General features: G+C 69.9%; 11 protein-coding genes, 1 rRNA gene, 1 pseudogene and 1 riboswitch. Of the genes and pseudogenes, 1 reads left to right on the forward strand and 12 read right to left on the reverse strand.

Features of this window, described 5'->3' with window-relative positions; genetic code table 11:
- Window positions 1–130 precede the first annotated feature (130 nt).
- On the reverse strand, window positions 131–3,016 hold the full coding sequence (gene gcvP, locus ACZ4V1_RS10160) for an aminomethyl-transferring glycine dehydrogenase (protein WP_468332261.1): 2,886 nt from the start codon (window positions 3,014–3,016) through the stop codon (window positions 131–133).
- Between the two features lie 177 nt (window positions 3,017–3,193).
- Window positions 3,194–3,289: riboswitch (glycine riboswitch) on the reverse strand.
- 148 nt (window positions 3,290–3,437) lie between these two features.
- Between gcvP and ACZ4V1_RS10165 the strand changes: the two genes are divergently transcribed.
- Window positions 3,438–3,815: a PRC-barrel domain-containing protein gene (locus ACZ4V1_RS10165; protein ID WP_468332264.1), complete on the forward strand. Its 378-nt coding sequence runs from the start codon at window positions 3,438–3,440 to the stop codon at window positions 3,813–3,815.
- Window positions 3,816–4,263: 448 nt separating this feature from the next.
- Here the strand turns inward: ACZ4V1_RS10165 and ACZ4V1_RS10170 are convergent.
- The 11 genes and pseudogenes from ACZ4V1_RS10170 to rrf form a co-directional block, all read right to left on the reverse strand.
- Window positions 4,264–5,589 (reverse strand): annotated as a pseudogene (locus tag ACZ4V1_RS10170) (DNA polymerase IV); the annotation flags it as partial.
- 94 nt (window positions 5,590–5,683) lie between these two features.
- Entirely contained in the window at window positions 5,684–6,367 is a 684-nt protein-coding gene (locus tag ACZ4V1_RS10175) for a MerR family transcriptional regulator (RefSeq protein WP_468332267.1), read from the reverse strand.
- A 194-nt stretch (window positions 6,368–6,561) separates the two neighbouring features.
- Complete coding sequence (locus tag ACZ4V1_RS10180; protein WP_030189411.1) at window positions 6,562–7,035, reverse strand: bifunctional nuclease family protein; 474 nt, start codon at window positions 7,033–7,035, stop codon at window positions 6,562–6,564.
- Between the two features lie 84 nt (window positions 7,036–7,119).
- Complete coding sequence (ftsR, locus tag ACZ4V1_RS10185) at window positions 7,120–7,857, reverse strand: transcriptional regulator FtsR (protein ID WP_468332270.1); 738 nt, start codon at window positions 7,855–7,857, stop codon at window positions 7,120–7,122.
- Between the two features lie 48 nt (window positions 7,858–7,905).
- Window positions 7,906–8,862, reverse strand: a complete 957-nt coding sequence (locus ACZ4V1_RS10190) for an FHA domain-containing protein (protein WP_468332273.1) — start codon at window positions 8,860–8,862, stop codon at window positions 7,906–7,908.
- A 61-nt stretch (window positions 8,863–8,923) separates the two neighbouring features.
- Window positions 8,924–9,808 carry a DUF881 domain-containing protein gene (locus ACZ4V1_RS10195; RefSeq protein ID WP_468332276.1) on the reverse strand — a complete coding sequence of 295 codons (885 nt, stop codon included), beginning with the start codon at window positions 9,806–9,808 and terminating at the stop codon, window positions 8,924–8,926.
- Window positions 9,809–9,813: 5 nt separating this feature from the next.
- Window positions 9,814–10,146: a small basic family protein gene (locus tag ACZ4V1_RS10200; RefSeq protein ID WP_003977440.1), complete on the reverse strand. Its 333-nt coding sequence runs from the start codon at window positions 10,144–10,146 to the stop codon at window positions 9,814–9,816.
- Window positions 10,143–10,979 carry a DUF881 domain-containing protein gene (locus ACZ4V1_RS10205; RefSeq protein WP_468332279.1) on the reverse strand — a complete coding sequence of 279 codons (837 nt, stop codon included), beginning with the start codon at window positions 10,977–10,979 and terminating at the stop codon, window positions 10,143–10,145. Before ACZ4V1_RS10205 ends, ACZ4V1_RS10200 begins: the two co-directional genes overlap by 4 nt.
- A gap of 166 nt (window positions 10,980–11,145) precedes the next feature.
- Entirely contained in the window at window positions 11,146–13,641 is a 2,496-nt protein-coding gene (locus tag ACZ4V1_RS10210) for a sugar phosphate nucleotidyltransferase (protein ID WP_468332282.1), read from the reverse strand.
- Between the two features lie 112 nt (window positions 13,642–13,753).
- A complete protein-coding gene (locus ACZ4V1_RS10215; RefSeq protein WP_468332285.1) occupies window positions 13,754–14,362 on the reverse strand; it encodes a CDP-alcohol phosphatidyltransferase family protein in 609 nt (202 codons plus the stop codon).
- A gap of 110 nt (window positions 14,363–14,472) precedes the next feature.
- Window positions 14,473–14,567: ribosomal RNA gene (gene rrf, locus ACZ4V1_RS10220) — 5S ribosomal RNA — on the reverse strand; the annotation flags it as partial.

Consider the following 14,567-nt stretch of genomic DNA (forward strand, 5'->3'; position numbering starts at 1 on the left):
CCGGAGAGGGCGCACGGCACGACCCGGCACGACGGCACGACGGCACGACGGCACGACGGCACGACGGCACGACAAGAGGCTCCGTACGGCCCCTGGGGGCGCGCGCGAAGCCTCTCGTCGTATACGGGGCTCAGTCCTCGTAGGCGTCCAGCGGCGGGCAGGAGCAGACGAGGTTCCGGTCACCGAAGGCCTGGTCGACGCGGCGCACCGGCGGCCAGTACTTGTCGGCGGCGGACACCCCGGCCGGGAACACGGCCTCCTCGCGCGAGTACGCGTGGTCCCAGTCGCCGGCCAGCGCACCGGCGGTGTGCGGCGCGCCCCGCAGGGGGTTGTCGTCGGCCGGCCAGGCGCCGGAGCCGACCTTCTCGATCTCCGCGCGGATGGCGATCATCGCGTCGCAGAACCGGTCCAGCTCGGCCAGGTCCTCGGACTCGGTCGGCTCGATCATCAGCGTGCCGGCCACCGGGAAGGACATCGTCGGCGCGTGGAAGCCGTAGTCGATCAGCCGCTTGGCGACGTCGTCGACGCTCACGCCGGTCGCCTTGGCCAGCGGGCGCAGGTCGATGATGCACTCGTGCGCGACCAGCCCGCCGGGGCCGTTGTACAGCACGGGGAAGTGCGGCTCCAGGCGCTTGGCGATGTAGTTGGCGGACAGCACGGCCACCTGTGTGGCGCGCTTGAGTCCCTCGCCGCCCATCAGCCGGACGTAGGACCACGAGATCGGCAGGATGCCGGCCGATCCCCACGGCGCCGCCGAGATCGGGCCGACGCCCGTCTGCGGACCGGCCGCGGGCTGCATCGGGTGGTTGGGCAGGTACGGCGCCAGGTGCGACCGTACGGCCACGGGGCCGACGCCGGGACCGCCGCCACCGTGCGGGATGCAGAAGGTCTTGTGCAGGTTCAGGTGCGAGACGTCGCCGCCGAAGTGGCCCGGCTTGGCGAGGCCGACCAGGGCGTTGAGGTTGGCGCCGTCGACGTAGACCTGGCCGCCGGCGTCGTGCACCCGGGCGCAGATGTCGGCGACGTGCTCCTCGAAGACGCCGTGCGTGGAGGGGTAGGTGATCATCAGCACGGAGAGCTCGTCGCGGTGCTTCTCGATCTTGGCGCGCAGGTCGTCGACGTCGATCTCGCCGTCCTCGGCGGTCTTGACGACGACGACCTTCATGCCGGCCATGACGGCGCTCGCGGCGTTGGTGCCGTGGGCGGAGGACGGGATGAGGCAGACGGTGCGCTGGTCGTCGCCGTTGGCGCGGTGGTAGGCGCGCACGGCGAGGAGGCCGGCGAACTCGCCCTGCGACCCGGCGTTCGGCTGCAGCGAGACCTTGTCGTACCCGGTGACCTCGGCGAGCCGCTCCTCCAGCTCACGGATGAGGGTGAGGTAGCCCTGCGCCTGCTCGGCGGGCGCGAAGGGGTGCAGCTGCCCGAACTCGGACCAGGTGACCGGCTCCATCTCGGTGGTCGCGTTGAGCTTCATGGTGCAGGAGCCCAGCGGGATCATGCCGCGGTCCAGCGCGTAGTCCCGGTCGGCGAGGCGGCGCAGGTAGCGCAGCATCGCGGTCTCGGAGCGGTACTGGTGGAAGACGGGGTGGGTGAGGAAGTCGTCGGTGCGCAGCAGCGCTTCGGGCAGCGTCTCCTCGGTCGCCGCGTCCAGCGCCTCGATGTCGCCCTCGACGCCGAAGGCGTTCCACACGCCGCCGACCTGGGCACGCGTGGTGGTCTCGTCGCAGGCGAACGACAGGTGGTCGGAGTCGACGAGCCGCAGGTTGACGCCGTTCTCGCGAGCGGCGTGGACGACCTCGGCGGCCCGGCCGGGCACCCGGGCGGTGACGGTGTCGAAGTAGGCGCCGTGGACGATCTCGACGCCGCCGGCCGCGAGACCCGCGGCGGTGACCGTGGCGTACCGGTGGGTGCGCCGTGCGATGGCCCGCAGCCCCTCGGGCCCGTGGTACACGGCGTACATGCCGGCCATGACGGCGAGCAGCACCTGCGCGGTGCAGATGTTGCTGGTGGCCTTCTCACGGCGGATGTGCTGCTCGCGGGTCTGCAGGGCGAGGCGGTAGGCCTTGTTGCCGTCCGCGTCCACGGAGACACCCACCAGGCGGCCGGGCAGGCTGCGCGCGAACTTCTCGTGCACCGCCATGTAGCCGGCGTGCGGCCCGCCGAAGCCCATCGGCACGCCGAAGCGCTGCGTGGTGCCGATCGCGATGTCGGCGCCCAGCTCGCCGGGCGAGGTGAGCAGGGTGAGCGCGAGCAGATCGGCGGCGACGGTGACGAGGGCGCCGAGTTCGTGCGCCCGGTCGACGACCGGCCTGATGTCGCGGACGGCACCGGAGGCACCCGGGTACTGGATCAGGACGCCGTTGATCTCCCGCTCCGCGACCTCGGCGGGAATGCCCTCGCTCAGGTCGGCGACGACGACCTCGACGCCGGTCGGCTCCGCGCGGGTCTGTATCACGGCGATGGTCTGCGGCAGGGCGTCCGCGTCGACCAGGAAGAGGCCCTTCTTGTTCTTGCCCATGCGCCGGGAGAGTGCCATGGCCTCGGCGGCCGCGGTGCCCTCGTCGAGCAGCGAGGCGCCGGAGGTCGGCAGACCGGTGAGCTCGGCGACCATCGTCTGGAAGTTCAGCAGGGCCTCGAGACGGCCCTGGGAGATCTCCGGCTGGTACGGCGTGTAGGCGGTGTACCAGGCCGGGTTCTCCATGACGTTGCGCAGGATCACCGGCGGGGTGAAGGTGCCGTAGTAGCCGAGGCCGATCATGGAGTCGAGGACCTGGTTGCGGTCGGCGAGCGAGCGCAGCTCGGCCAGCACCTCGGCCTCGGATCGCGCGCCGGGCAGGTCGAGCGCGTCGGCGTTCTTGATCACATCCGGCACCGCGGCGGCCGTCAGCTCGTCGAGCGAACCGTAACCGACCTGCGCGAGCATCTTGGCCCGTGCCTCGTGGTCGGGGCCGATGTGGCGCTGCTCGAAAGGCATTGCCTGTTCGAGCTCGGAGAGCGGAGTGCGATGGGTGGTCATTGCGGAGGCCTCCTGGTCTGACGACCTTCGAGGGGCACCACGGCGCGGGTACCCGTACGGCCTCCCCCTCTGTCATCTCGACCTGAGAGCTTCACCGGGCGGGCCCGAAGGCTCTCCCGGCTTTCACCGTCGGTGAGAGCGGAAGCCGTCGACACCCGCCCTGCTTTCCAGAGTGACCTCGTCCGTGCGGTACGTGAGCCTGAGAGATTCCGGGGAGGATTTGCTCCTTCGGCGCCTCCGGTGGTGTCCGGAGGACTCTCCCGCGCGGGGTCAGCAGCCGTTTGCCAGGGTACCAGCGAGGTCGCCGACGGACCTCGAGTGGCCGACCGGCCCTATGTGCTCTTTTGTAGTACTACGGATGATTTCGGCGGCTGGTTGGTCGGCTGGTGCGCGACCCCAGTGCGATCAAGTGGAGGGCCTCGTGCGTACCGACATCGACCCGCGCAACCTGATCGGCCGAAAAGCGTTCGACCGCAACGGCACCCGGATCGGCACCGTCGACGAGGTCTATCTCGACGACGCCACCGGCGACCCCGAATGGGCGGCCATACGCACCGGGCTGTTCAGCCGGGACGCCTTCGTGCCCCTGGAGCCGAGCGAGCTGGTCGACGGCACCTTGCGCGTGCCCTTCGACCGGGCCTTGATCAAGGAGGCTCCCGACTTCGGTGTCGGCCGCCACCTCTCGCCGGAACAGGAACTCCAGCTCTACCACCACTACGGCCTCGACGTGGCCGCTCCTCCCCCGGCCCCCGACCACGACTTCGGCAAACTGGCGGGCCAGGGCAAGGAGGAGAGCTGACGGCCTGGGCGGCGCTCTCGTCGGTGCCCTCCTTCCCGCCCGCGCGTCCCGGATGCGGCGGACCCCGCTCGGCCGGCCTCGCCGATCAGGCGCCACCGGCCTCCGGCGCCCCTGTACGCCGGACGACGCCCTGACCGGGGGCCGCATGCTCCCGCCCTGCCGGGCCGGCCCCCGCATGGGGCCCCGTGCCGTTCCCCATGCCGATCCCCATGCCGGTGTCCATGCCCGTCTCCATACCGATCCCCGTTTCGATTCCCACTCCGACCCCCATGCCGGTCTCCGCGTCGGGCTTGGTGCCGGTCTCCGCGTCAGGCCCCGTACCGTGGCCCGGGCCGGCCTCCGGGCCGAGGCCCGTGTCGATGCCCGTGTCGATGCCCGTGTCGAGGCCCCGGTCGGCCCCGGCGGTCGCGGGCCCGGTGTCCCCAGGTCTTCGCGGCACGGGCGGCGGGACCAGCGGCAGCGGATCCGCCGGTGTCAGATCCGGGTCGTCCACCGGGAAGGTCCGCACCCGGCCGGTCTCCGAGTACGGCGTCTCGAACCGCACGGTGACCCGCCCCAGCCCGCTGCCCTGCACCCACCCGTGTCCGTACTCCGCGTGCCGCACGTCGTGACCCGACGGCCAGCGGCGCTCGACGGGGACCGGCCGGTCCTCGGGAACGGGCTCGGCGTCGGGCTCCTCGGTGACTTCGTCGGCGCGGTCCCCCGCCGCCTGCGCGAACAGGTCCTCCTGCGTGTAGTCGGCGAGCCCGCTGACGCCGACCCCGAGCAGCCGCACGCCCCCGGTGGTGTCCACGGAGTCCAGCAGCCGGGCCGCGGCCTCCCGCACCACCGCCGGGTCGTCCGTGGGCCCGCGCAGCGTCTCGGAGCGGGTCAGCGTGGAGAAGTCGTACCGGCGCACCTTGAGCACGATGGTCCGCCCGGACAGCCCGGACCCGCGCAGCCGCCGCACGCACCGGTCGGCCAGCCGCCCGACCTCCACGCCGACCCGCACCCGGTCGTGGATGTCCACGTCGTAGGTGTCCTCGACGGACACCGACTTGGTCTCCCGCTCGGCCACCACGGGCCGCTCGTCGCGGGCCAGTGCCATGGCGTAGAGGGCGTGCCCGTGCGCCTTGCCCAGCAGCCGTACGAGCTCGTCCTCGCCCGCCTCGGCGATTTCCCCGACCGTGGTGATCCCGGCCCGCCGCAGGTGGTCTCCGGTGGCCGGCCCCACCCCGGGCAGCGTCCGCACGGTCATCGGCTCGAGCATGGCCCGCTCCGTCCCCGGCGGGATGAGGACCAGCCCGTCGGGTTTGGCCTGTTCCGAAGCGATCTTGGCGAGCATCTTGGAGGCGGCCAGTCCCACGGACCCGGCGACGCCGGTGACGGCGCGGATGTCCGCGCGGAGCCTCGCCCCGGCCAGCCGCGCCGATTCGGCGTCCCGGGCCGTCCCACCGGCCTCCAGGTCCACGAAGGCCTCGTCCAGGCTCAGCGGCTCCACCAGCGGTGACAGCTCGCGCAACAGCCGCATCACCTGCTCGCTGATCGACCGGTAGAGCTCGAAGCGCGGGACGAGGTACGCGGCGTTGGGTGCGAGCCGCCGCGCCTGGCCCATGGGCATCGCCGAGTGGACGCCGAAGACCCGCGCCTCGTAGGAGCAGGTGGCGACCACGCCGCGCGGCCCGAGCCCGCCCACGACGACCGCCTTCCCGCGCAGACTCGGCTTGGACGCCTGCTCCACCGAGGCGAAGAAGGCATCCATGTCGAGATGCAGGATCGTGGGCGCGGTTCTCACATCTCCGATGCTGCCCTACGCCACTGACAATGCCCCGCTCGCGCCGCTGTGGTGTTCAGGGCGCGTGTGCAGACCGCGGTTCAGCCCGCGTGTGTCAGACCGCCCGGTTGCGCCGCCGCGCCAGTTCGTCGGCCGGATTGTGCCCGACCAGGGTCTCCCCCGTGTCGATCCGTTCCCCGTGCAGCTGTGAGAGGGCGCTCTCCACGTCGCGCCAGACCACGCCGACGGCGATACCGAAGATGCCTTGCCCGCCCTGGAGCAGGGCGTGCACCTCGTCGGGCGAGGTGCACTCGTAGACCGTGGCTCCGTCACTCATCAGCGTCACGCGCTCCAGGTCACGGAAGTCGCGCTCCCTGAGGTGCTGGACGGCGGAGCGGATGTTCTGCAGCGACACCCCGGTGTCCAGGAAGCGCTTAACGATCTTCAACACGACCACGTCGCGGAAGCCGTACAGACGCTGCGTGCCGGATCCGTGCGCGGGTCTCACGCTGGGCTCGACCAGAGCCGTACGGGCCCAGTAGTCGAGCTGCCGGTAGGTGATACCGGCGGCCGCGCAGGCCGTCGGCCCGCGGTAGCCGATCTGCTCGGACGCCATGGACGTAGCCCCTCCGCTGCTCGGCACGGCAGCCGGTCGCTGCGGAGCGGGGTCGGCCGCCCCGCCGTGCCGGGGATGCCCCCCGCCGGCGCGGAGCCGAGAGCTCGTGGGAGGGTACGGACCGCTTGCCCCGAGGCTCTGCCCGGGGCCACCCCCAGCCGTACCGTCGCCGCTGATTCTCACGCCGACCTCCGTCCTTGACCTGCCTCCTCGACGGTAGGCAGTCACCAAGGGTGCGTCAACGATCGCCACACTCGGCACGCCGAGTGATAATCACCCTACGAGTGGTTTCGCGTGCCCAACCGCGGGGAAAGGCTAGCCGAATGTGCCCGGAGGAGGGTCCGCGCGGCGCCTTGGAGGATCTTGCCCCGCGCGCCTCACTGATTGCTGGTCCCGAAGTCCTCCGGCGAGATCTGGTCGAGGAACTCGCGGAACTTCTCCACCTCGTCCTCCTGCTCGTCCGGGATGGCGATGCCTGCGTCGTCGAGCACCGTGTCGCTGCCGTAGATCGGCGTTCCGGTGCGCAGGGCCAGCGCTATGGCGTCGGACGGCCTGGCGCTCACCTCGACGCCGCTCGCGAAGACCAGCTCGGCGTAGAAGACCCCGTCACGCAGGTCCGTGATGCGTACTTCCGTGAGCTCCTGGCCGACGGCTTCCAGCACGTCCTTGAACAGGTCGTGGGTCAGCGGCCGTGCGGGAGCCATGCCCTGCTGGGCGAAGGCGATCGCCGTCGCCTCCCCCGGCCCGATCCAGATGGGGAGGTAGCGGTCGCCTCCCACCTCGCGCAGCAGCACGATCGGTTGGTTGGAGGGCATCTCGACCCGGACACCTACGACATCGAGCTCGTTCACACAGCAACCCTAGGCCGTGCCCGGGACATTTGGGTAGTCGGGCCGGGGCCGGGTGGACGTTCCGGGTCCGCGAACGCGCCCGTTTCAGGGCAGCCGTACCCCGAGGGCGGTCTGCACGAGCGCCGCGTGCAGCTTCACCGCCAGCCCCGCCAGTTCCTTGGCACGGGCTTCCGCGTGGGCCCTGGTCTGGGGGTTGCGGTGGCGCTTCAGAGGGGCCACCACCTGGTCCACGAGCCCGGCCTCCCGGTCCGCGGCGGCCTTCATCACCCGCAGGTGCCGCGGTTCGATGCCGAACCGTCCCAGCTCCACCACCAGTGACGCCACGGTGACCGCCTCGGCGTCATAGGCCCCGTCGGGCAGCGGAGTGAGGAGCCCGTAGGACTCCCACTCCTTCAGCTCCTGCTCGCCGACGCCCGCCGCGGCGAGCAGCTCGTCCCGCCCGATCCGGGCCACCGTGGGCCCCTCGGCGAGGTCCGGGAAGGTCTCCCCGTCCCGTTGCCGGCCCAGCGTCGGCAACGGCACGGCCTCGCCGCGTTCCATCGCGTCCAGGTGCTCGCGGATCACCTTGAGCGGCAGGTAGTGGTCCCGCTGCATGCGCAGCACCTGGCCGAGACGCTCGACGTCGTGCGCGCTGAACTTGCGGTACCCGGCCGGGGTCCGCCGCGGCTCGACGAGGCCTTCCGACTCCAGAAAGCGGATCTTGGAGATGGTGACGTCGGGGAACTCGTCACGCAGCGCGTTCAGCACGGCGCCGATGCTCATCAGCCCACTGTCCGTGGCGACGGCGCCGTGCCCGGCACCGTCGCTCGGTGTTTGAAGCATGGACCTTCCCTGAGGTACCTGTACCCCGGGCGGGTGCCCGGGGGCGGGTCAGTAACCCCGCTGGCTCGCGTAGAAGACCAGTCGGTACTTGCCGATCTGCACCTCGTCACCGTTCGACAGGGCGACCTGGTCGATGCGCTCGCGGTTGACGTAGGTGCCGTTCAGGCTGCCGACGTCGGCAACCGTGAACGAGCCGTCGGGACTGCGGCGGAACTCCACGTGCCGACGCGAGACCGTCACGTCGTCCAGGAAGATGTCACTCTGCGGATGACGTCCGGCGGTGGTCAGCTCACCGTCCAGCAGGAAGCGGCTGCCGGAGTTGGGACCGCGGCGCACGACCAGGAGCGCGGAGCCGAGCGGCAGCGCGTCGACGGCCGCCTGCGCCTCGGGAGAGAGCGCCGGCATCGCCGTCTGGCCGGTGACCTCGGCGTCGTACGCCTCCAGGCCGGAGATGGAGATCGTGGAGGTCGTCTCGGACGCACGCTCCGGAACCGCCCCGGCACGCAGCGGCGCGCCGCAGTTGGAGCAGAAGCGACTGTTCTCCGCGTTGCGGTTACCGCACCTCGTACACACCAGGGCCGACATGGACGGATCCTCCTGCCGCGGCTGCCCCGACGGGGCGTTCGACGCGTACGGACCGGGGGCAAAACCTCCACCCGTACCTGAGGTCGACGGTTGCCCGAAACCTATGTCGCCGGACTGCGCAGGGTCAACAGACGCGCCCTGACCACCGGAAATGTCACCGCCCGGACCAGCCACCTGGTCCCGGAACATCGGGCGCCCGCCCTCCGCGTCAGGCTGTGCCCGATGGCGAGCGGTCGCGTTCTCGCGCCCCTCTCGCGCACTCTTGCCGAACAACTTCGCAAACAACTTCACGGGCGATTCCCCTTGACCGAAACAGACCCGCCCGTGGGGCAGGACGAACCCTGACTGACCGTACTGACCGACCCGGACACCTTCACAACGTCCGTCTCCACCAGACAGTTTCCACCACGCACCACCCAATCGGTGCGCCGACCCCCCGCAACCTCATGCCCTCGCCTGTCGTCCCCCATGCACCGCCGGTTCACTGGGAGGACGACCGAGCGTAGTCAGGCCGCTTCGCCGCTCGCAAGGCGTCCACAACGATCTTGCTCGACCGCTCAACAGTAACGGTGGCCTGTTCCTTCTCCAGAGTCTGCACCACGCCTCCAGGAATGTTGAGAGCCGGTTCGAGGTCCTGCGGCTTGCCGATGACCTGGAAACGATAGGGCGCGTTGATCTTGTTCCCGTCGACGCTCACGGTCTTGTCGGAGTCCGTGAGGTACGTGCCGGCGACCACCCGTACGCCGTTCACCTGGAGCGCCTCCGCGCCTGCCGCGCGCAGCTCCTGTATCGCGTCGAGCAGCATGTCCGCCTCGACCGCCCCCTTCGTGTCCTCGATCGTCACCGTGATGCCGGGCCCCTGCGCAGCCACGGTGCCCGCGAGAATGCCGAGTTGCCGCTCCTTCTCGAGCGTCTGCTTGCGGGCCTCTTCTGCCTGGTCGGAGCTGTTCTCCAGCTCGTCGCGCTGCTTTTCGAGGCCCTGCTTCTCGTCTTCAAGACGCTGAGTGCGGTCGTCCAGTTCATCGAGGATGCGGACCAGATCCTCCTGCCGGGCGCCGCGCAGCGCGCTGTCGCCCTCACTGTTCGAGGCCACCTGGACGGCAAGGCCGAATCCGAGGCCGAACAGGAGGAGGGCGACGATGAGTTGGGCCCGGGTGAGACGCGGCGGCCACAGCCCCTTGACGAGCCGCTGCCTGCCGGTCGGTCCGGGCACCGGCCCGGGCCGCCGCTCCGTCCGCTCCTCGCTCGGTGCGTCTCCGGCCGGTGTCTCCTCCGCCGGGGGCGCCGCCGAGGACGCCGCCGGCGGCACCTCGTCGGGCAGTTCCTTGCGCAGCCGGTCCGCGTTCCGCTCGTCGTGGTCGCTCATCGGCCTCACGCCCGGAAGACGTGGCGTCGGATCGCCGCGGCGTTGGAGAAGATCCGGATACCGAGCACGACCACGACACCGGTGGACAGCTGGGCCCCGACGCCCAACTTGTCGCCCAGGAACACGATCAGCGCGGCCACGACCACGTTCGACAGGAACGACACCACGAAGACCTTGTCGTCGAAGATGCCGTCGAGCATGGCCCGCAGACCGCCGAAGACGGCGTCGAGCGCCGCCACGACGGCGATCGGCAGATAAGGCTCGACGGCCGCCGGCACCTCGGGCCGGACCAAGAGGCCGGCCACGACTCCCACGACGAGGCCCAGTACGGCGATCACGATGTGCCCTTCTCGGTTATCGGCTGTGCTGTACGTACGATCACGCTCGTCGCGGCCGGCAGCTCGAGGTCGTCCGCGACGGAGATGGCGGTCCGGATGCCGTAGTTCTCCTGCAAGGCGTGCAGGTAGAGCCCGTCGGCACTGTCCTGGAACCTGGTGCTGAGCCGCTCGCCGTCCCCCACCGCGAGCACCGTGTACGGCGGCACCAGCGGCCTGTTGTCGACCAGTATCGCGTCACCGGCGGCCCTGATCGCGGACAGCGCCGTCAGCCGCTGTCCGTTGATGGAGACCGCCTCGGCCCCCGACTCCCACAGTCCGTTGACCACGCGCTGCATGTCCCGGTCCCGCACCCGGCCCGTGTCGGAGAACCCGGAGGTGCCACGCGGCTGCCCGTCACCGCCCGTGCCCGTGTCCTTGGCGTCGTTCACCACGAGCTTCACGCCCGGGCCGTGCACCTCGACCGCGCCCGACAGGATGCCCATCAGATCGGAGCGGCCACCCTCGCCGTTCTTCTCGAGGGCCTCGCGCTGCCGCGCGTGCACGTCGTCGCGCAGCTTGTCGACGCTCTCCTCGAGCCTGTCGGCCGCCGAGGTCTCCCCTTCGATGCGGTCGATGAGCTCTTCGCGCTCCTTGGCCACGGCGGGAGCCGCGACCCGCGCCTGGGCCGCGCCGACCGTCACGACCAGGGCGGCCAGCACGAGACCGGCGGCCAGTCCCAGCTTGGCGCGGAGGGTCTTGGGCATTCCACCGGTGCCGTCGGCCTTCTTCCGCGCGGCGGCCTCGGCGTATCCGTCGTCGAGGCTGTGGTCCATGACGTTGGTGAGCAAAGACATGGACGCGTCCGGGCGTGCGGGCCGCGTGAATGTGCTCCGAACGGGGGGTTGCTGCGGCATGCCGCACATCGTCGCACGCCACGGCCACTACCTCCGAACGGCCCCACCGGCGTGCCGGACAGGCCCCCTTGGGGACACTTGTCCGGCACGCACGCGTGCGGGTGTTCTAACGGCCCGCGCTGTCCACCACCGCGGACCACTCGTCGAGAAGCGCCTGCGCGGAGGCGTCGTCGGGGCCCTCGGCCCACAGATGCGTGACCGCCTCGGCCGGGTCGGGCAGCACCATCACCCAGCGCCCGTCGGTCTCCACCACGCGCACACCGTCCGTGGTGTCCACGAAGCGGTCTCCGGCCGCCTCGACGACCCGCCGCATCACCAAACCCTTGACCGCCCAGGGAGTGGCCAGATCACGCTTCAGGACGTGCGCACGCGGGATCCGCGCATCGATCTGGCTCAGCGTGAGCTGTGTCCGCGCCACCAGCCCGATCAGCCGCACGAAGGCCGCCGTACCGTCGTAGACACTGCTGAACTCCGGGACGATGAAGCCGCCCTTGCCGTCGCCACCGAAGATCGCGCCTTCCTCACCGCCGACCCGCGTCAGGTCGTCGGGAGAGGTGGTCGTCCACTCGACCTGGGTCCCGTGGTACGCGGCCACCTGCTCGGCGATCCGGGTCGTCGTCACCGGCAGCGCCACCCGCCCGCTGCGCCGCTCGGCCGCGATCAGGTCGAGCATCACCAGCAGCGCCCGGTCGTCCTCGATGATGCGGCCCTTCTCGTCGACGAGCGACAGCCGCTCCCCGACCGGGTCGAACCGCACACCGAACGCCGCCCGCGAGGACGCCACGATCTCCCCGAGGCGCACCAGCCCCGAGCGCCGTATGTCGGCCGACTCGGTCGGCCTGGACTCGTCGAGGCCGGGATTGATGGTGAGCGAGTCCACGCCCAGCTTCCCGAGGAGACTGGGCAGGACCAGCCCCGAGCTGCCGTTGGACGCGTCCACGACCACCTTGAGCCCGGATTCGGCGATCCCCGTGATGTCGATGTTGCGCAGCAGCGACCCGGTGTACGAGTCGAAGACGCTGGACGGGAAGTGCAGGTCCCCGATCTCTCCGGGGAACGCACGCCGGTACTCCTGCCGAGCGAACACCCGGTCCAGCTTCCGCTGGCTTCCCTGAGACAGGTCGGCGCCCTGTCCGTCGAAGAACATGATGTCCACGGAGTCCGGCACCCCGGGGGTGGTCCGGATCATGATCCCGCCGGCGCTGCCCCGCGCGGTCTGCTGCCGCGCCACGGGCAGCGGTACGTTCTCCAGGTCCCGTACGTCGATGGCGCTGGCCTGCAGGGCGGAGATCACCGCCCGCTTCAGCGCGCGTGCACCACGGGAGTGGTCGCGGGCCGTGGTGACGGTGGAACCCTTCTTCAACGTGGTCGCGTAGGCGCCGGCCAGCCGTACCGCCAGCTCCGGCGTGATCTCCACGTTCAGGATGCCGGACACTCCGCGAGCTCCGAAGAGATGCGCCTGGCCCCGGGACTCCCAGATGACCGAAGTGTTGACGAAGGCACCGGCCTCGATGGTCTTGAAGGGGTAGACCCGGACGTTGCCCTGGATGATCGATTCTTCACCGACCAGGCACTCGTCGCCGATGACCGCGCCGTCCTCGATCCGCGCGGCGCGCATGATGTCGGTGTTCTTGCCGACGACGCAGCCCCGCAGATTGCTGTGCGGTCCGACGTACACGTTGTCCGCCACGACGGCCTTGTGCAGGAAGGCACCGCTCTTGACGACGACGTTGGAGCCGACGACCGTGTGCTCCCGGATCTCGGCACCGGCCTCCACCTTGGCGTAGTCACCGATGTAGAGGGGCCCGCGGAGCACGGCGTCGGGATGCACCTCGGCGCCCTCGGCCACCCAGACGCCGGGCGAGATCTCGAAGCCGTCGATGTCGACGTCGACCTTGCGCTCCAGTACGTCCGCCTGGGCCTTCACATAGCTCTCGTGCGTGCCGACGTCCTCCCAGTAGCCCTCGGCGATGTAGCCGTAGACGGGCTTGCCTTCCTTCATCAGCTGCGGGAAGACATCGCCGGACCAGTCCACGGGCACGTCGGGATCGACGTAGTCGAACACCTCGGGCTCCATGACGTAGATACCCGTGTTCACGGTGTCCGAGAAGACCTGGCCCCAGGTCGGCTTCTCCAGGAAGCGCTCGACCTTGCCCTCTTCGTCGACGATCGTGATGCCGAATTCCAGCGGGTTGGGCACACGCGTCAGACAGACGGTGACGAGCGCGCCCTTTTCCTTGTGGAAATTGATCAGGTCGGTGAGGTCGAAGTCGGTCAGGGCATCGCCGGAAATAACGAGGAAGGCATCGTCCTTCAACGCCTCCTCGGCGTTCTTGACGCTCCCGGCGGTACCGAGTGGCTTCTCCTCATTGGCATAGGTGAGCTCCATTCCGAGCTCCTCGCCGTCACCGAAGTAGTTCTTGACCAGCGAGGCCAGGAACTGCACGGTAACGACGGTCTCGTTGAGCCCATGCCTTTTGAGCAGCCGCAGAACGTGCTCCATGATCGGCCGGTTGGCCACCGGCAGGAGCGGCTTGGGCATGCTCGAGGTCATGGGACGAAGGCGTGTGCCTTCGCCTCCAGCCATCACGACGGCCTTCATGTCGGAAGCGTCCTCCTCTAAGAGACGACGGATTGACCGACTTCCCCCGTCCAGCCTCCCGCACTTTTGCAGCGGGGGCCATCCGGCCGCTGGGGCCGGTCAATCGGCGAGTTCAATCGGCCATGGTGTCCGCACGGACCAAGCGGCGGACCTGCACCACGTAGAGAACACCTGCCCACCAGTACAGGGTTGTACCCCATCCGGCGAACGCCCATCCGAAAACAGCGGCCAGTGACGCGATCCACCCGCTCCCGTCACTGAGCAGAAGCAGCGGGAAGGCGTACATGAGGTTGAAGGTGGCGGCCTTCCCCAGGAAGTTCACCTGCGGCGGCGGATAGCCGTAGCGGCGCAGGATGCCCACCATCACGAGCAGGACGGCTTCTCGGGCCAGCAGTACAAGCGTCAACCAAAGCGGGAGAATCTCGCGCCAGGTGAGGCCCACCAGAGTGGACAGAATGTAAAGCCGGTCAGCCGCGGGGTCCAGGAGCCGGCCGAGGCGGCTGATCTGGTTCCAGCGCCGCGCGAGCTTCCCGTCCAGGTAGTCACTGACTCCGCTCAGGGCCAGCACCAACAGCGCCCAGCCGTCACTCTGCGGGCCGCCGAACTCCGGCCGGAGGATCAACCACAGGAAGAGCGGTACGCCGGCCAGGCGCGCCATGCTGAGGATGTTCGGGATGGTGAGGACCCGGTCGGTCTGCACGCGGGTCTCCTGGACCTCCACGCGGGGGCCTCCTGGGGGGAAACGAGCCAATGATGCTCACTGACCTTACCTCAACGCAAAAAAGCTCTGGCTCTCGGGCTGCATGCCCAAGAGCCAGAGCTCTAAAAGGAGTTCGGCGGCGTCCTACTCTCCCACAGGGTCCCCCCTGCAGTACCATCGGCGCTGTAAGGCTTAGCTTCCGGGTTCGAAATGTAACCGGGCGTTT

This window comes from Streptomyces sp. NPDC028991 (assembly GCF_055564775.1).